Origin of the sequence: Bradyrhizobium rifense, assembly GCF_008123425.1 — a bacterium.
GTDB lineage: Bacteria > Pseudomonadota > Alphaproteobacteria > Rhizobiales > Xanthobacteraceae > Bradyrhizobium > Bradyrhizobium rifense.
Map to the genome: position 1 here is coordinate 187923 of NZ_VSSS01000067.1, position 17559 is coordinate 205481.

A 17559-nucleotide genomic window follows, 5' to 3' on the forward strand; every position below is an offset into this window, starting at 1 on the left:
TAGGGCCTAAACCTCCACCCCCTCATGCCGGAGCAGCCAGCGCTTGCGCTCGAGGCCGCCGCCATATTTCACCAGCGATCCATCGGCGCCGATCAGCCGATGGCACGGCAACACCACGCTGATCGGGTTGGAGCCGTTGGCGTGGCCGACGGCGCGAATGGCCTTGGGCATCTCGATCTTTGCGGCGAGTGCGCCATAGCTCATCGTGGTGCCGGCGGGGATTTTTGCCAGCGCAGTCCAGACCTTTTGCTGAAACGGCGTGCCCGCGATGCGCCAGGCGATCGCTGAAAGCTGTCCGAGATCACCGGCGAAGTAATCCGACAGCGCGGCCTTCATCGCAGCCGGCGCGGAACGCTCGCGCAAATCTACCGCGCCGTAATGCAGCCGCAGCAGCTCGCGCATGCGGTGCTCGTAATCGTCCCAGTCGAGCGCGCGCAGCGCACCCTCGGCGTCGGTGACGAGCAGCGCGATCCCGATCGGCGTTGCCAGGCGATCGAGGCCAAAGCTTTCGGGCGGAGGTGCTGATCGAGCGGCCATTGCGACACCTTTGCATCGAAACACACGTCGCACTTGCCATGCCGGCCATGCTAACGTCCACCCGAAAGCTGACGCTTTGGGGGCTCAACTTGATTCTGATCGCCAATATTCTGGTGGCGCTTGTCGCCGCACTGCACGCCTACTTCCTGATCCTGGAGATGTTCCTCTGGGACAAGCCGCAGGGCCTGAAGGTCTTCCGCAATACGCCCGAAAAGGCCGAGATCACGAAGGTGCTGGCCGCCAACCAGGGCCTCTATAACGGCTTCCTCGTCGCCGGCCTGATCTGGGGTCTGATACACGGCAACCCGGCCTTCGCGTTCCAGATCAAGGTGTTCTTTCTGCTCTGCGTGATCGTCGCGGGCGCCTATGGCGCGGCGACCGTCAGCACGCGTATCCTGATCGTGCAGGCGCTGCCGGCGGCAATCGCACTGGTCGCTTTGTTCCTAGCCTAAGACCTTCGCCTGAGACGCTACGGCGCAGCGCCGCGATCCTTGCGCGGCCCCTCGCCTTCCTCCACACTCTTCGGCAGCGATGGCGACCGTTGCAACCAACGGGAAAAGACCGTCAGCCGGAAAATTCCGTCAGGAGGAACAACCCAACATGAGCAATCGCAGAGCCTTCATAGCTGCCACGGCGGCGCTCGCCTTCGCGTTCTCCGCCAACCAAGCCCTCGCCCAGAAGAAATACGACACCGGTGCGAGCGACACCGAGATCAAGATCGGCCAGACCGTGCCGTTCTCCGGCGCCTATTCCGTCTACGCCAATATCGGCAAGACCCAGGCGGCCTACTTCAAGATGGTCAACGATCAGGGCGGCATCAACGGCCGCAAGATCAACCTGATCCAGTATGACGACGCCTATTCGCCGCCGAAGACCGTCGAGCAGATCCGCAAGCTCGTCGAAGGCGACGAAGTGCTCTTCACCTTCCAGATCATCGGCACCGCGGCAAACGCCGCCGTGCAGAAATATCTCAACGGCAAGAAGATCCCGCAGCTCCTCGCCTCGACTGGCGCTGCGCGCTTCAACGATCCGCAGAACTATCCCTGGACCATTGCCTACAATCCCAACTACATCTCCGAGGGACGCATCTACGCCAAGTACATTCTCAAGGAGCATCCGAACGCCAAGATCGGCGTGCTCTACCAGAATGACGACATGGGCCGAGACTATCTTGCCGGCCTGAAGAGCGGTCTCGGTGACAAGGCCGCCAGCATGATCGTCGGCGAGGTGTCCTACGAGGTGACCGATCCGACGGTGGACTCCCAGGTGGTGAAGCTGAAATCGATGGGGGCCGACCTGTTCTATGACGCGTCGACGCCGAAATTCGCCGCGCAGGCGATCAAGAAGCTGGCCGACCTCGGCTGGATGCCAGTGCATATCGTCGACATCAATGCGAGTCCGATCTCGGCGACGCTCAAGCCGGCCGGCCTCGATATCTCCAAAGGCATCATCTCGACCCAATATGGCAAGGAGCCAGGTGATCCGCAGTGGAAGGACGATCCGGGCGTGAAGGCCTTCTTCGCCTTCATGGACAAGTATTTCCCCGATGGTGACAAGCTCAACACCGTCAACACCTACGCCTATTCGGTGGCGGAGCTGCTGGTCCAGGTGCTGAAGCAATGCGGCGACGACCTCTCGCGCGAGAACATCATGAAGCAGGTCGCCAACATCAAGGACTTCACCCCGAGCTTCGCACTGCCCGGCATCAAGATCAACACCGGGCCGAACGACTACCGCGTCAACAAGCAGATGCAGATGATGAAGTTCAACGGCGAGCGCTGGGAGCTGTTCGGACCGATCATCGAGGACTCCGGCCCGGCGGGCTAGCAATTGTGTAGGGTGGGTCATGTAACCCACCCTACGAACGGCCAGCACCTCCCCGCCTTGCCTTGCAACAACCACTCCGCCACACTCGCCCTCAGCGATGGCGCCGGACGCGCAGTGCGTCCGGCAGACCATCTGCAATAACAAACTGAGGAAATTGCGAATGAGGAATGGAATTCTGCATCTGGCCGCGGCAACGGCGCTGACCCTGGCGCTGTCGATCTCTGCGGCCAATGCCCAGAAGAAATATGATCCGGGCGCCAGCGACACCGAGATCAAGGTCGGACAGACCATGCCGTTTTCGGGACCGGCGTCGGCCTATTCGTCGATCGGCAAGACGCAGGCCGCCTATTTCAAGATGATCAACGACCAGGGCGGCATCAATGGCCGCAAGATCAATCTGATCCAGTACGACGACGCCTATTCGCCGCCGAAAGCCGTGGAGCAGATCCGCAAGCTCGTCGAGAGCGACGAGGTGCTGCTGACCTTCCAGATCATCGGCACGCCCGTGAACGCGGCCGTCCAGAAATATCTCAATTCCAAGAAAGTGCCGCAGCTGTTCGCGGCCACCGGCGCCTCGCGGTTCACCGACCCGAAGAACTTCCCGTGGACCATGGGATACAATCCGAATTACTTCGTCGAGGGCCGCATCTACGGCCAGTACATTCTGAAGGAGCATCCGAACGCGAAGATCGGCGTGCTCTATCAGAATGACGACCTCGGCAAGGACTATCTGAACGGCATCAAGGCCGGCCTCGGCGACAAGGCCGCCAAGATGATCGTGACCGAAGCGTCCTACGAAGTCTCCGATCCCACAGTCGATTCGCAGATCCTCAAGATCAAGGATGCCGGTGCAGACCTGTTCTTCAGCGCGACGACGCCGAAGCAGGCCGCGCAGGCGATCAAGAAGATCGCCGAGATGGGCTGGCATCCGGTCCAGATCGTCGACATCAACGCCACCTCGGTCGGCGCGGTGCTGAAGCCCGCGGGCCTCGATGCCGCCAAGGACCTGATCAGCGTCAACTACGGCAAGGAGCCGCTGGATCCGACCTGGAAGGACGATGCCGGTCTGAAGAGGTATTTCGACTTCATGGCCAAGTACTATCCGGATGGCGACAAGGATTCGAACTTCAACACCTATGGTTATGGCACCGCCCAGCTCCTGGTCCATGTCCTGAAGCAGTGTGGCGACGACCTGACGCGGGAGAACGTCATGAAGCAGGCGGCTTCGCTGAAGGACGTTGCGAGCGACGTCGCGCTGCCCGGCATCAAGGCCAACACCTCCGCGGCCGACTACCGCGTCAACAAGCAGCTTCAGATGATGAAGTTCAACGGCGAGCGCTGGGAGTTGTTCGGCCCGATCCTGGAGGATGCGGGTCCGGCGGGTTAGACGCTGCTTGAATTCTGGAATGCGATCGGCGGCCTCTGGGCCGCCGACTTCTTTGAGCTTGATCTAATACATCACCATCACCCTGAGGTGGCCGCCGCCTTCGGCGGCCCTCGAAGGGCGACGGCCCGACTGGTCGCCGCGCGGAAGCATCCGGGCCCTGCATCCTTCGAGGCTCGCAAGGGCTCGCACCTCAGGATGACGGGGCAGAGATCATCGCTTCGAGTAGCGTCTACGTTGGTATCTCCCCAAAGTTCTTCCCCACCGGCAGCACCGCGTGCCGGATCAACCGCGAGTCCTCCACCCCCGCCTGGCGGTGCTTGACCGCCTCGCGATAGACGGGGTCGCGGATCATCTCGACGAAGGCGGCGACGCTGGGGTATTCGGCGATGAAGCAATGATCCCAGCGCTCCTCTTGCGGACCGATCAGCATCAGCTCGAACCTGCCCTGCCAGACGATGCGGCCGCCGAGGCGTTCGAACACCGGGCCGCTTTCGCGACCATAGGCCGCATAGGCTTCCGCGCCGGACGCTTTCCGTCCGTCGGGATACGCCGCCTCTTTGCGCAGCCGCACCAGGTTGAGCATGTGGATCGGGCCGGGACGGTCGTTGTCCCGGAATTGCGCGAAGATGTCCTTGGTCGGATCGATGTGGCCCATGCGCGGGGTTCCCTCTTCTTTATGGCCGCGATCCTAGCCCTGCCGCGGAATGAGCGGAACTGCGACCTGGGAATGCCGCACCTCCTAATCACGCGTTAACGTCGGGGTAACCGGGCCTTAAACCCCGACCGCTAGCGTGCGGCGGGGCGGGATGACCGGGCGTTTGCGTATGGGGTCGGGAAAGAAAAAGGGTGGGCGGAAGGAGCCGTTGTTCGGCTTGCCCGCGGCGCTCGCCGATCTGCGCCTGACGGCGGCCGACCGCATTCCCGGCGGCGGCGACGACAAGCCGAAGAAATCCGCCGGCAAGCGCAAAGCCGAACCATCCGACGACGAGCCGCCGCGCGAGCGGAAGGCGCAGGCCAAAAGCAGCGGCGCCAAGCGCCGGTCTAAATCGTCCTTCAGCGCCGGCCTCGGCCGCCTCGTCTATTGGGGCGCCGTGTTGAGCCTGTGGGGTGTGATCGCCGTGATCGGCGTCGTGATCTGGGTTGGCGCCCATCTGCCGCCGATCCAGTCGCTGGAGATTCCCAAGCGACCGCCGACGATCCAGATCGTCGGCATGGACGGCAGCCTGCTGGCGCAGCGCGGCGAGATGGCCGGCGCCAACGTGTCGCTGAAGGACCTGCCTCCTTTTCTGCCCAAGGCCTTCATCGCCATCGAAGACCGCCGCTTCTATTCGCATTTCGGCATCGACCCCATCGGCATCCTGCGCGCGCTCGTCACCAACGTGCTTCATCGCGGCGTATCGCAGGGCGGCTCGACGCTGACGCAGCAGCTCGCCAAAAACCTGTTCCTGACCCAGGAACGCACCATGGCGCGCAAGCTGCAGGAGGCGGAGCTCGCGATCTGGCTCGAGCGCAAGCATTCCAAGAACGAGATCCTGGAGCTCTATCTCAACCGCGTCTATTTCGGCTCCGGCGCCTACGGCGTCGAAGCCGCCGCGCAAAAATATTTCGGCAAGCCGGCGAAGAGCGTGAACGTGGCGGAAGCCGCGATGCTGGCCGGCCTGGTCAAATCGCCGTCGCGGCTGGCGCCGAACCGCAATCCCGAAGGCGCGGAAGCGCGCGCGAAAATCGTGCTCGCGGCGATGGCGGATGCAAATTTCATCACCGAGGCGCAGGCCCAGGCTTCGATTGGCCACCCCTCCTACAATGTGAAGCCGGTCGGCGCCGGCACCGTGAACTACGTCGCCGACTGGATCGGCGAGGTGCTGGACGATCTCGTCGGCCAGATCGACGACAGCATCAAGGTCGAGACCACGATCGATCCGAAACTCCAGGCCGTGGCGGAGACCGCCGTCATCGATGAGCTCGCGGCCAAGAGCGTGAAGTTCAATGTCAGCCAGGGCGCGCTGGTGGCGATGACGCCCGACGGCGCGGTGCGCGCCATGGTGGGCGGCCGGAACTACTCCGACAGCCAGTACAACCGCGCGGTCACCGCGAAGCGCCAGCCGGGCTCGTCGTTCAAGCCGTTCGTCTATCTGACGGCGATGGAGCAGGGCCTGACGCCCGATACCGTTCGCCAGGACGCGCCGATCGAGGTCAAGGGCTGGAAGCCCGAGAACTACACCCATGAATATTTCGGCGCGGTGACGCTGACGCAGGCGCTGGCGATGTCGCTCAACAGCGTCGCCATCCGTCTCGGCCTCGAGGTCGGGCCGAAGAACGTGGTGCGCACCGCGCACCGGCTCGGCATCTCCTCGAAGCTCGAGCCCAACGCCTCGATCGCGCTGGGCACGTCCGAAGTGTCCGTCGTCGAACTCGTCGGCGCCTATGCACCGTTCGCCAATGGCGGCTTTGCCGCCGCGCCGCATGTGGTGACGCGGATCAAAACGCTCGACGGCAAGCTGCTCTACATGCGCCAGCCCGACGAGCACAACCAGGTGATCGAGCCGCGCTATGTCGGCATGATGAACACGATGATGCGGGAGACGCTGATCTCAGGCACCGCCAAGAAGGCCGAGATCCCCGGCTGGCAGGCGGCCGGCAAGACCGGCACCAGCCAGGATTATCGCGACGCCTGGTTCATCGGCTACACGTCGAACCTCGTCACCGGCGTCTGGCTCGGCAATGACGACAACTCGCCGACCAAGAAGGCGACCGGCGGCGGGCTGCCGGTGGAAGTCTGGACCCGCTTCATGCGCACCGCGCACGAGGGCGTGCAGGTGGCCGCCCTGCCGAACCTGCAAAACAATTGGGGGCCGGCGAACCTCGTGCAGATCTCATCGCAGGTGTCGCCGCCGACACAAGCGGCGGCGCCAGGAGCTGGACTTGGACCCGCACCGGCGCCGGTCAGCAATGGCGGCTATCGCGCCCCGCCGCCGACGCGCGCCAATGTGCGGCCGGAAGCAGCCGCGGGGCTTGATGGCTGGCTGATGGACCGGCTGTTTGGCGGAAATCGGTAGCTGCGAGCTGAGGCCTTGGAGGCCTCAGAATAAAAATCGCGAAAACAACCCCATGCACAGTAGCCGGCGTGTTGCGGCGTGATGCACGGTGGATTGGTCGAAGGCCTTGATGCGACGGCGCAAAAACGCGATCGCCCGCTCCAGTGCGCAAGTGCGCACAAGGCGGGCGATGACACCTTCCAAGACGCTAGCTGCGCGCCCTAATCCTCGACCCCGTACCGGTGCAGATCGTTGCCGTAGGTGTCGAGCCACTTCTTGGCGCGCTCCATTGACGGACAGATCTTGCCGCAGACGCGCCAGAAGCGGGCCGAGTGGTTCATCTCGACAAGATGGGCGACTTCATGCGCGGCGAGGTAGTCGAGCACGTAGGGCGGCGCGAGGATCAGGCGCCAGGAGAACGACAGCGAGCCGGCCGAGGTGCAGGAGCCCCAGCGGCTGGACTGATCGCGGATCGAGAGCCGCTTCACCTTGACGCCGAGCTCGACGGCGTGGGTCTGCGCCGAACGCTGCAGATCGTGGCGCGCCTCGCGCTTGAGGAAGTCGCTGACGCGCCGATCGACATGCTCGAGGCCGCCGGCGGCGCAGAGAATGCGTTCACCGCTGTCGCGAATTTCGGTCCACACCGTGCCGCGCGTGCCGGCGCGATGCACGATGCGATGGGGAACGCCGCGGAGCGGTATCACTGTGCCAGGCTGGAACGGTGCAGCTTTCGGCAAACGACCAAGACGCGCCGCGATCCACGCACCGTGACGCTGCGCGAAGTCTTTTGCTTCAGCGAGCGTGCCGCGCGGCGGGATCGTGAGGATTGCTTCGCGGTCGCTCGGATGAATTCTGAGCGTGTAACGGCGCGCTCGACGGTGCCTGCGCAGCCGAATCGCAAAGAATTGCGATCCATGGCTGATGACGAGGGTCTTTGGTTCGTGGGGCCGACGATAGAGGAGCGCGCGAGTGGCCATGTCTGTCAGTCCGGGGAGCAAGAGTTCGCCCGGATTCTGCCATAACCGCCGCCAGGGAAAGCGCTCGGCGCAAAAACAAATCATTTGCCCAATATACAGGGGTCTGGCGTCCGGGAGACCCTACAGACTGGGGTTGGAACCCGCTTTTTTCGCCCCCGCTGGACGCATGCGACACCCCCAAGAGGTGAGGGATGACTCACTCCTATAAGACTACCTAAATACCTCGAATCTGGCAGGACTCAGGCTCTCCCGGAGCCTCCGGCAGGGCGTGATTTTTCGACGGGAAAGCCGAAAACGGCGCTTATTCAGCCGCAAGCGCCTGCAACGAGCTCGGAGTCGCAGCCGAGACCATGAAATCATGGATGCGCGGCACGATTTCCGACTTGAAGCGCGAGCCGTTGAACACGCCGTAATGTCCAACGCCCTTCTGGACGTAATGAACGCGGCGATGATCGGGGATTGCACTACATAATGTATGCGTTGCTTCGGTCTGACCGAGACCTGAGATGTCGTCGTTCTCGCCTTCGACCGTCATCAACGCAACGCGCGTCACCTTGGAAGGATCGACGCGAGTTCCACGATGCATCATCTCGCCCTTTGGCAGCGAATGCTTCACGAACACGGTGTCGACCGTCTGCAGATAATACTCGGCCGACAGGTCCATCACCGCGAGATATTCGTCATAGAAGTCGCGATGCTTGTCGACGAGGTCGCCGTCACCCTTCACCAGATTGGCGAACAGGCGCTTGTGAGCGTCCATGTGGCGGTCGAGGTTCATGCTGATGAACCCGTTGAGCTGCAGGAAACCCGGATAAACGTCGCGCATCATGCCCGGATGCGGGAACGGCACCTTGGTGATGACGGTGTTGCGGAACCAGTCGATGCCGCGCTCCTGCGCAAGCTGGTTCACCCCGGTCGGATTGCGACGGGTGTCGATCGGGCCGCCCATCAGCGTCATCGAGGTCGGCACGAAGGGATCGCGGCCCGCTTCCATGATCGAGACGGCGGCGACGACGGGCACGGAGGGCTGGCACACCGCCAGCACATGGGTGTTGCCGCCCAGCACATGCAGCATCTCGATGACGTAATCGATGTAATCGTCGAGATCGAAGCGGCCTTCGCTCAAGGGCACCATGCGGGCATCGGCCCAATCGGTGATGTAGACCTCATGCGCCGGCAGGAAGGCCTCGACCGTGCCGCGCAGCAGCGTCGCGTAATGCCCGGACATCGGCGCCACGATCAGCACGCGCGGCTGCGGGCTGCGCAGCGGACGGGCGAACTTGCGATCGAAGTAGAGCAGCTTGCAGAACGGCTTTTCCCAGACGGAGCGGACCTCGACGGGGACGCGGATGCCGTTGACCTCGGTGTCGTTGAGACCCCATTCCGGCTTGCCGTAACGGCGCGTGGTGCGCTCGAACAATTCGCAGGCCGCGGCGACAGACTTGCCAACCTCGGTGCGCGCCCAGGGATTCAGCGGGTTCTGAAACAGCAGCTTGGTCGCATCGGTGACGGCGCGGGCCGGATTGAGAGAGGCCTGCGCCATCTCGTACATCCAGTACATCGGCGTCGTCAGGACCGGACTGCCTTCATTCGCCTGGAGCGGTACGCCGCCAAACTCACCAATCGGCATGATCAAATTCCTCTTCGCATCGCAGCATACTGCCGAATGCGTAATATTGCGTCAATGCATGCTTCCGTACATGTACGTATCCGAAGGGGTTAAACCAGCCGAAATCCACGGGAAAGTGACGTTATTCGCCGCCCGCGAGCAGCGAGCCGTGCTTTCGGGCGCTGCGCAAAAGGGCAAGGAATGCCCAAAAAGAAGCAGCAAGAAGCACCGCATTGATGGCTAACGCGTCCAGCATCAGATCGGTTCTGAAGGTTTGCTCGATCAGCAGCGCCCGCATCCCCTCGAACACGTAGGTCGGCGGCAAAGACCAGGCGACATATTGCAGCCAGCCGGGCAGCACGCTGACGGGATAGTAGATGCAGGCGAGCGGCATGATCGCGAACATCAACGTCCAGACGATGCTCTCGGCGCCGAGCCCGTTCCGCAACACCAGGCCCGAGACGAAGATGCCGACCGACCAGCTGGTGAAGATCAGATTGCAGAAGAAGGCGATCAGCGGCAGGCCGAGGCTGTAGACATTGAAGTGAAAGAACGCGATCGCGAGCAGCGTCATCGGGATCACGCCGATCGCCAGCCGGATCAGGCTCATCGCCATCAGCGAGAGCAGAAACTCGATCGGCTTCAGCGGGCTCATCATGAGGTTGCCGAGATTGCGCGCCCACATTTCCTCCAGGAAGGAGATGGAGAAGCCGAGCTGGCCGCGGAACAGGATGTCCCAAAGAATGACAGCGCCGATCAGCGTGCCGCCGGCGCGCGCAAAGAAATTGGCGTTCTGCGCGATGTAGAGCTGAAGAAAGCCCCAGGTGATGATCTGCAGTGCCGGCCAGTACAGCAGCTCGAGCAGCCGCGGCCAGGACGACATCAGGAGATACCAGTAGCGCAGGATCATCGCGCCGATACGCTGGACGGAGATGCCGCGGTGGAGGGAAAGCTCGCTCATCGCGCCGCGTCCTCTCTGGCTCCATTGGTCCGCCCGCGCGCGACGTCCAGAAATACCTCCTCCAGCGTGGTGCGGTTGTAGCGGGCCATGATGGCGTCGGGCGTGTCGTCGTCCTCGACGCGGCCGCGCTTCATGATGATGACGCGGTCGCACAGCCGCTCCACCTCGAGCATGTTGTGTGACGCCAGCAGGATGGTGGCGTTGTTGTCCTTGCGATAGCGCTCCAGATGCGCCCGCACCCAGTCGGCCGTATCAGGGTCGAGCGAGGCGGTCGGCTCATCCAGCAGCAACAGCTCGGGCTCGTTGATCAGCGCCTTCGCCAGCGCGACGCGGGTCTTCTGCCCGGCGGATAGCTTTCCGTTGGCGCGGTCGATGAAGTCGTTGAGATCGAGATCCTCGGCCAGTTTTGCGATGCGGTCGGCGAGATTTTTGACTGCGTAGAGCTTGCCGAAAATGGTGAGGTTCTGTCGCACCGTGAGCCGCATCGGCATGTCGACATAGGGGCTTTCGAAGTTCATCCGCCCGAGCACGGCCGCGCTCTCCTCGGGCATCCGATGCCCGAGCACCTGCACACGGCCGGAGGTCGGCAGCACCAGGCCCATGATCATCGCGATGGTGGTGGTCTTGCCGGCGCCGTTGCCGCCGAGCAGCCCGGTGATGCTGCCGCGGGGAAGCGTAAAGGAGATGCCGTCAACCGCACGGGTCTGCTTGTAGAGCTTGACGAGGCGATCGACCTCGATGGCCGCGGACAAAGTGCTGTCCGCGACAGTCGGCCGACTTGAAGCCTTGGAGTTCTCAGTCATGCTAAGGGCGTTCTTCCGCCATTGCGCGGTGGAGTGCAAGACTTGTAACGCCAAGGCTTGTGGGTCCAGGGCTTGTAGGTCCAAGGCTTGTAACTCGTTGGAATCAGTGGGCCAGCGTGTTTGTGATCCGACACGCGCACCGCTAGATTGGCCTGTCATGACCGAGACCGCCGCCTCCGACTTCCGCCCGTCGCAACGACACATCCGCCTGGACACCATCCTGCGGCTGCGCTGGCTCGCCGTGCTGGGCCAGCTCGCCGCGATCTTCATCGTGGCGCAGGGGCTGGAGTTCGATGTCGCCATTGTCCCCTGTGTCAGCATCATCGGCCTGTCGGCGGCGCTCAACCTGGCTCTGCAAACCGTGGCCAACCCGATGCAGCGGCTGGAGCCGCTTCACGCGGCCGGGCTGCTGGCGCTGAACATCGTGGAACTGGCGGGGCTGTTGTTCTTCACCGGCGGATTGCAGAACCCGTTCTCGTTCCTGTTTCTCGCACCTGTCCTGATTTCTGCCACCGCGCTGCCGGCCCGGCTGACTTTCGCTATCGGTGTACTGGCCGTGGCGTGTGCCTCGGTCCTGTTCTTCTTTCATTTCCCGCTGCCATGGGACTCCGAAGATCCCGTGGTGCTGCCGCCGATCTATCTGCTCGGCGTCTGGCTTTCGATCGTGCTGGCGATCGGCGTCACCAGCCTCTACTCGTTCCAGGTGACCGAGGAGGCACGCAAGCTTGCCGACGCGTTGGCCGCGACCGAGCTGGTGCTGACGCGCGAGCAGCATCTGACCCAGCTCGACGGCCTGGCCGCGGCCGCCGCGCACGAGCTCGGCACGCCGCTTGCCACCATCTTCCTGATCTCGCGCGAGCTGGAAAAAACCGTGACGGATCCGGTCTTCGCGGCGGATCTGAAGACGCTGCGCGAGCAGACGCAACGCTGCCGCGACATCTTGAGCAAGATCACCCAGCTCTCCTCCACCGGCGCGCCGTTCGACCGCATGAAGCTGTCGGAGCTGATCGAAGAAGTGGTGGCACCGCACCGCGATTTCGGCGTCGACATCAAGGTGCGGATCGCGATCGCCGCCGCGGCCGAGCCGGTCGGATCGCGCAATCCGGCAGTCCTCTATGGCGTCGGCAACATCATCGAGAACGCTGTCGATTTCGCCAACTCGACGGTCGAGGTCAACGCGTGGTGGAACAATGAGACCATCGAGATCGTGATCTCCGACGACGGCCCGGGCATTCCGCCCGATCTCATGAAACGGATCGGCGAGCCTTACCTGTCGCGGCGGCGCACCCAGGATGCCGGCGGCGGCCTCGGACTCGGCGTGTTCATCGCCCGCACGCTGCTCGAACGCACCGGCGCCAAGGTCTCGTTTACCAATCGGACCTTTCCGGAACACGGTGCAGTGGTACAGATCGCGTGGCCGAAGGAGCGTTTTGAGACTATCGAGAGCCTAGAAGAAACAATAGGATAGGGCGCGACCTTGCGTCGCACATGAGGCCCGATCGACTATTGGCGGCCTTGGCACCGCCTGATTGCGACGCCATATGTAGATGTGCAGAGAGAGGACAAAACCTTGAACGCCATCGTTGAACTGAACGAACAGACCGACCGCTCGCTTCTCATCGTGGAGGACGACAAGCCGTTCCTGGAGCGCCTGTCGCGCGCCATGGAGACACGCGGCTTTGCGGTGACGTCGTGTGACACGGTCTCCGATGGTCTCGCGCAGATCGGCAAGTCCGCGCCGGCCTTCGCCGTGGTCGATCTTCGCCTCGGCGATGGCAACGGTCTCGACGTCGTCTCCGCGCTGAAGAAGAAGCGCCCCGAAGCCCGCGCCATCGTGCTGACCGGCTATGGCAACATCGCCACCGCCGTCACCGCCGTGAAGATGGGCGCGATCGATTATCTCTCGAAGCCCGCGGATGCCGACGACGTCGTCGCCGCGCTGCTCTCGACCAGCACGGACAAATCCGAGCTGCCGGCGAACCCGATGTCGGCCGACCGCGTGCGCTGGGAACACATCCAGCGCATCTACGAGATGTGCAACCGCAACGTCTCGGAAACGGCGCGGCGGCTGAACATGCACCGCCGTACGCTGCAGCGGATTCTGGCCAAGCGCGCGCCAAGGTAATTCCGGCAATCACAACTCTCTCCGTCACCCTGAGGTGCTCGCCTCTTCGGCGAGCCTCGAAGGGCGACGGCCCGGCTGCATCGGGGCCGTGCATCCTTCGAGGCTCCACTTGCGATGCGAACGCATCGCAAGCCTCGCACCTCAGGATGACGGGTCGCTAGTTCCGCCTGCCGCTACTCCCAAAAATCCGCGTGCCCTTGCGGATCGACCAGCCGGTTGATCCGCAACGCCGCCGCCATGCCAAACCGCACCGTCATCTGCTTGCGCGTGGCGGCCGCGATCTTGTGCTCCGGCGCCTCGCAATGCATGTGCGCGCCATAGGCGTCCGCGATGATCAGGCCGGTGCCTTCGGGGAAAATCTCGCACGGCAGATCCTGCGTGAATGCAAAGAACAGCCGGTCGCAATGGGCGCGGTATTCGTGCCATTTCTGATCAGCGCGCAGATCCTCCACCGACGATTTGATCTCGACGATCCAGATCTCGCCACGCTCGTTCAGCGCGACAAGATCGGCGCGCCGGCCCGACGGCAGCGGCAATTCGCTGATGCAGGAAAAGCCGAGCGAGCGTAAGAGCCGCGCCGTGCCGCGCGCGATCGCGAGCGCCGTCTCGGATTGACGACGGTCCGGCGGCGGAACAAGGGCGATGCGGGCGGGATTTTCCATGGGGGGAGATTAGCCGATTCCTCCGCGCCCGTCATTCCGGGGCGCGCGACGCGGGAACCTCCCCTCCCCCTCGCACTTATCACGCAGCCGCCGACGGTCGCGGGCGGACCGGATAGGGCTGTCCCGATATGATCGACGATCTCTGGTACAAGAACGCCATCATCTATTGCCTCTCCGTCGGCACCTATATGGACGCCAACGGCGACGGCATCGGCGACTTCAAGGGGCTGTTGCGGCGGCTCGATTACCTGCACGGTCTCGGCATCACCACGATCTGGCTGATGCCGTTCCAGACCTCACCGGGCCGCGATGACGGTTACGACGTCGCCGACTATTACAGCGTCGATTCCCGCTACGGCACGCTCGGCGATTTCGTCGAATTCGCCCATGGCTGCAAGCAGCGCGGCATCCGGATCATCATCGACCTCGTGGTCAACCACACCTCCGACCAGCATCACTGGTTCAAGGAGGCGCGGCGCGACAAGAACTCGCCCTATCGCGACTGGTACGTCTGGTCGGACAAGAAGCCGGCCAATGCCAACAAGGGCATGGTGTTTCCCGGCGTGCAGAAGTCGACCTGGACCCGCGACAAGGAGGCCGGCGCGTATTATTTCCACCGCTTCTATGATTTCCAGCCCGATCTCAACACCTCGAATCCGCATGTGCAGGCGGAGATCCTGAAGATCATGGGCTTCTGGATCCAGCTCGGCGTCTCCGGTTTCCGCATGGACGCCGTGCCCTTCATCATCGCGACCAAGGGCGCGAAGGTGAAAAAGCCGGTCGAACAATACGACATGCTGCGCACCTTCCGGGAATTCCTGCAGTGGCGCGAGGGCGACGCCATCATCCTGGCTGAAGCAAATGTGCTGCCGGAAACGGACATGGAATATTTCGGCGACGATGCCGACCGCATGCACATGATGTTCAATTTTCACGTCAACCAGCACCTCTTCTATGCGCTCGCTTCCGGCGACTCGCGGCCGCTGGCCAAGGCGCTGAAAGCAACAAAACCGCGGCCGGCCTCGGCGCAATGGGGCCTGTTCCTGCGCAATCATGACGAACTCGATCTGGGACGGCTGACCAAGGCGCAGCGCGACACCGTGTTCGGAGCGTTCGGCCCCGACAAGGACATGCAGCTCTACGATCGCGGCATTCGTCGCCGGCTTGCGCCGATGCTGGGTGGCGACCGCAGGCGGCTCGAGCTCGCCTACAGCCTGATGTGCACGCTGCCGGGAACGCCCGTGATCCGCTACGGCGACGAGATCGCGATGGGCGATGATCTCTCGCTGCCGGAGCGCAATTGCGCGCGCACGCCGATGCAATGGTCGACCGAGCCGCAGGGCGGTTTTACCAAAAGCGACAAGCCGGCGAACCCCGTCATCGACAAAGGGCCTTACGGCTACCAGCACGTCAACGTCGCCAAACAGCGGCGCGATCCCAACTCGATGCTGAACTGGACCGAGCGCATCGTCCGCATGCGCAAGGAAGTGCCCGAGATCGGCTGGGGCGATTTCGCCATCATCGCAACGCGCGATCCCGCCGTGTTCATCCTGCGTTATGATTGGCGCAACAATTCGGTGCTGTTCGTGCATAACCTCGATGAGAAGCCGCGCGAGACGGCGTTCTCGGTGGGGCTGCCCGGCGATGCCGGCGAGCACCTGATCAACCTGCTCGCGGAGGACCACAGCCACGCCGACAAGCGCGGCCAGCATCGCATCGTGCTGGAGCCGTATGGGTATCGCTGGTACCGGGTTGGCGGGCTGGATTATCTGCTGAAGCGCAGTGATATCGACGAAAATGCAGCAGGCAACAAGCATCCGGGGTGATGTCGAGATGCCGTAGTTTGCTCCGTTGTTTCCACGGTCGTCATTGCGAGCGCAGCGAAGCAATCCAGAATCTTTCCGCGGCGGCAGTCTGGATTGCTTCGCTGCAAGGGCTCCTCGCAATGACGAGGAGAGAGCGCCGTTCATCCGCTCCACCGTTGCCCCGGTGAAATCGACCGCTACGAGGGCGGCGCGACGATCACGCCCTCATTGCCCCGCAGATCCAGCACGCCTTCCAGGCGCTCGCCCTCGCGATCCAGGAATGTCGAGAGCAAAACCTCGCTGCCGAAACGAATAGAGCTCGTGGTGACCGCAATCGGCTCAGGCCCGAGATTGAGCACGACGATGAGCGCCCTGCCTTCGGCCTCGCGACGATAGACCAGCAAATCGCCTTGCGCGGCGATCGGATGATAGTCGCCGGCGACCAGCGGCGGGCAGGTGCTGCGCAACGCGATCAGGCGCTTGTAGAGGCTCAGGATCGAGCGCGTGTCGGCGTCGAGATTGACGACGTTCTCGCTTATATGATCTTCCGGCAGCGGCAGCCACGGCCTCGCTTCCGAGAAGCCGGAATAGTTCGACGAATCCCACTGCATCGGCGTGCGGCAGCCGTCGCGCCCTACCCCGATGCCGGGCACGTTCTTCTCGAAGGGATCGCGCACATCCTCAGGCGCGATCGCGAGCTGATGCATGCCGATCTCGTCGCCGTAATAGAGCGTGGGCGTGCCGCGCAAGGTCAGCAGCAGCATGGCGGCGACACGGGCCTGCTCGGGGCCGACGCGGCTGGCGACGCGCGGGCGATCGTGATTGCCGAGCACCCAGTTCGGCCACGCGCCCGTGGGCAGCGCCTTCTCATAGTCGTCGATGATCTTCTCGATCGAGCGCGCGCTCCAGAAGGTCGAGAGCAACGCGAAATTGAACGGCATCTGCGCGCCGGTGAGGTCATTGCCGTAATAGGCCATGAGGCGATGCAGCGGCAGATAGACCTCGCCGATCAGCACGCGCGCGCCAAAGGCATCGGTGACACGCCGCATCTCGGCGATGACGTCAAACACCTCCGCCTGGTCGGTGGAGTATTGGGTGAGGATCTTTTCGTTGGGCGGGCGGCCTTCGACATAATGCGGGTTGGGCGGATTGTCGCGAAACCCGGCATCCTTGATCAGGTGCCAGATCACGTCGACGCGAAAGCCGTCGACGCCCTTCTCCAGCCAGAACCGCATCACGTCGTAGATCGCGGCGCGGACCTCCGGATTGCGCCAGTTGAGGTCGGGCTGCTGGGCCAGGAAGGCGTGGTAGTAATATTGACCTGTCGCGGCGTCGACCTGCCATGCGCTGCCGCCGAATTCGGACAGCCAGTTGTTCGGCACGCCGCCATCGGGGGCGGGATCGCGCCAGATGTACCAATCGCGCTTGGGATTATCGCGCGAGGAGCGGCTCTCGACGAACCAGGGATGCTGGTCCGAGGTGTGGTTCGGCACGAGGTCGAGGATCAGCCTCAAGCCATTGTCATGCGCGGCCGCGAGCAGCGCATCGAAATCCGCCATCGTGCCGAACAGCGGATCGATGCCGGTATAGTCGGAGATGTCATAGCCAAAATCGGCCATTGGCGAGGGGAAGATCGGCGACAGCCAGATCGCGTCGACGCCGAGCGATTTCACGTAGGGCAGCCGCCGCAAAATGCCGGCGAGATCGCCGACGCCGTCGCCGTCACTGTCCTGAAAGGAGCGCGGATAAATCTGATAGAAGATGCCGTCGCGCCACCAGTTCTCGCCGCCCTGAGCCATGTCGGAAAACCCATCCGGAAATCTGTGTCTCA

General features: G+C 63.1%; 15 protein-coding genes. 7 read left to right on the forward strand and 8 right to left on the reverse strand.

The window, feature by feature from the left end:
- Positions 1 to 6 precede the first annotated feature (6 nt).
- Complete coding sequence (locus FXB40_RS38690; RefSeq protein ID WP_148777517.1) at positions 7 to 537, reverse strand: methylated-DNA--[protein]-cysteine S-methyltransferase; 531 nt, start codon at positions 535 to 537, stop codon at positions 7 to 9.
- 95 nt (positions 538 to 632) lie between these two features.
- Between FXB40_RS38690 and FXB40_RS38695 the strand changes: the two genes are divergently transcribed.
- The 3 genes from FXB40_RS38695 to FXB40_RS38705 all read left to right on the forward strand — a co-directional run bounded on the left by FXB40_RS38695 (position 633) and on the right by FXB40_RS38705 (position 3751).
- Positions 633 to 989 carry a DUF1304 domain-containing protein gene (locus FXB40_RS38695; protein ID WP_430648179.1) on the forward strand — a complete coding sequence of 119 codons (357 nt, stop codon included), beginning with the start codon at positions 633 to 635 and terminating at the stop codon, positions 987 to 989.
- 148 nt (positions 990 to 1137) lie between these two features.
- A complete protein-coding gene (locus tag FXB40_RS38700) occupies positions 1138 to 2364 on the forward strand; it encodes an ABC transporter substrate-binding protein (protein ID WP_148777518.1) in 1227 nt (408 codons plus the stop codon).
- Positions 2365 to 2524: 160 nt separating this feature from the next.
- Positions 2525 to 3751 carry an ABC transporter substrate-binding protein gene (locus FXB40_RS38705; RefSeq protein WP_187437440.1) on the forward strand — a complete coding sequence of 409 codons (1227 nt, stop codon included), beginning with the start codon at positions 2525 to 2527 and terminating at the stop codon, positions 3749 to 3751.
- Positions 3752 to 3980: 229 nt separating this feature from the next.
- On the opposite strand, the gene FXB40_RS38710 is transcribed toward FXB40_RS38705, so the two are convergent.
- Positions 3981 to 4406, reverse strand: a complete 426-nt coding sequence (locus FXB40_RS38710) for a DUF1330 domain-containing protein (protein WP_148777520.1) — start codon at positions 4404 to 4406, stop codon at positions 3981 to 3983.
- Between the two features lie 169 nt (positions 4407 to 4575).
- Here FXB40_RS38710 and FXB40_RS38715 point away from each other — a divergent pair, with 169 nt between their 5' ends.
- A complete protein-coding gene (locus tag FXB40_RS38715; protein ID WP_148777521.1) occupies positions 4576 to 6807 on the forward strand; it encodes a transglycosylase domain-containing protein in 2232 nt (743 codons plus the stop codon).
- Between the two features lie 200 nt (positions 6808 to 7007).
- Here the strand turns inward: FXB40_RS38715 and FXB40_RS38720 are convergent, their stop codons facing one another.
- The 4 genes from FXB40_RS38720 to FXB40_RS38735 form a co-directional block, all read right to left on the reverse strand.
- Complete coding sequence (locus FXB40_RS38720; protein WP_148777522.1) at positions 7008 to 7847, reverse strand: M48 family metallopeptidase; 840 nt, start codon at positions 7845 to 7847, stop codon at positions 7008 to 7010.
- Positions 7848 to 8064: 217 nt separating this feature from the next.
- The gene (locus FXB40_RS38725; RefSeq protein WP_148777523.1) at positions 8065 to 9393 is read right to left on the reverse strand and encodes a polyhydroxyalkanoate depolymerase; all 1329 of its coding nucleotides are present in this window, start codon (positions 9391 to 9393) and stop codon (positions 8065 to 8067) included.
- Between the two features lie 121 nt (positions 9394 to 9514).
- Positions 9515 to 10333: an ABC transporter permease gene (locus FXB40_RS38730; RefSeq protein WP_148777524.1), complete on the reverse strand. Its 819-nt coding sequence runs from the start codon at positions 10331 to 10333 to the stop codon at positions 9515 to 9517.
- Complete coding sequence (locus FXB40_RS38735; RefSeq protein ID WP_187437441.1) at positions 10330 to 11136, reverse strand: ABC transporter ATP-binding protein; 807 nt, start codon at positions 11134 to 11136, stop codon at positions 10330 to 10332. The genes FXB40_RS38730 and FXB40_RS38735 overlap by 4 nt, the downstream gene beginning before the upstream one ends.
- A 157-nt stretch (positions 11137 to 11293) precedes the next feature.
- Here FXB40_RS38735 and FXB40_RS38740 point away from each other — a divergent pair, with 157 nt between their 5' ends.
- Both FXB40_RS38740 and FXB40_RS38745 read left to right on the forward strand, forming a co-directional pair.
- Positions 11294 to 12604: an ActS/PrrB/RegB family redox-sensitive histidine kinase gene (locus FXB40_RS38740; RefSeq protein WP_148777525.1), complete on the forward strand. Its 1311-nt coding sequence runs from the start codon at positions 11294 to 11296 to the stop codon at positions 12602 to 12604.
- A gap of 102 nt (positions 12605 to 12706) precedes the next feature.
- Positions 12707 to 13261 carry an ActR/PrrA/RegA family redox response regulator transcription factor gene (locus tag FXB40_RS38745; RefSeq protein ID WP_148777526.1) on the forward strand — a complete coding sequence of 185 codons (555 nt, stop codon included), beginning with the start codon at positions 12707 to 12709 and terminating at the stop codon, positions 13259 to 13261.
- 173 nt (positions 13262 to 13434) lie between these two features.
- Here the strand turns inward: FXB40_RS38745 and FXB40_RS38750 are convergent, their stop codons facing one another.
- Complete coding sequence (locus tag FXB40_RS38750; RefSeq protein WP_148777527.1) at positions 13435 to 13923, reverse strand: MmcB family DNA repair protein; 489 nt, start codon at positions 13921 to 13923, stop codon at positions 13435 to 13437.
- Positions 13924 to 14051: 128 nt separating this feature from the next.
- Between FXB40_RS38750 and FXB40_RS38755 the strand changes: the two genes are divergently transcribed.
- Positions 14052 to 15749 (forward strand): alpha-amylase family protein, encoded by a 1698-nt coding sequence (locus FXB40_RS38755; protein ID WP_148777528.1) that lies wholly within the window; start codon positions 14052 to 14054, stop codon positions 15747 to 15749.
- Positions 15750 to 15925: 176 nt separating this feature from the next.
- On the opposite strand, the gene FXB40_RS38765 is transcribed toward FXB40_RS38755, so the two are convergent.
- Positions 15926 to 17527 (reverse strand): alpha-amylase family glycosyl hydrolase, encoded by a 1602-nt coding sequence (locus tag FXB40_RS38765; protein ID WP_148777609.1) that lies wholly within the window; start codon positions 17525 to 17527, stop codon positions 15926 to 15928.
- Positions 17528 to 17559: the final 32 nt, after the last annotated feature.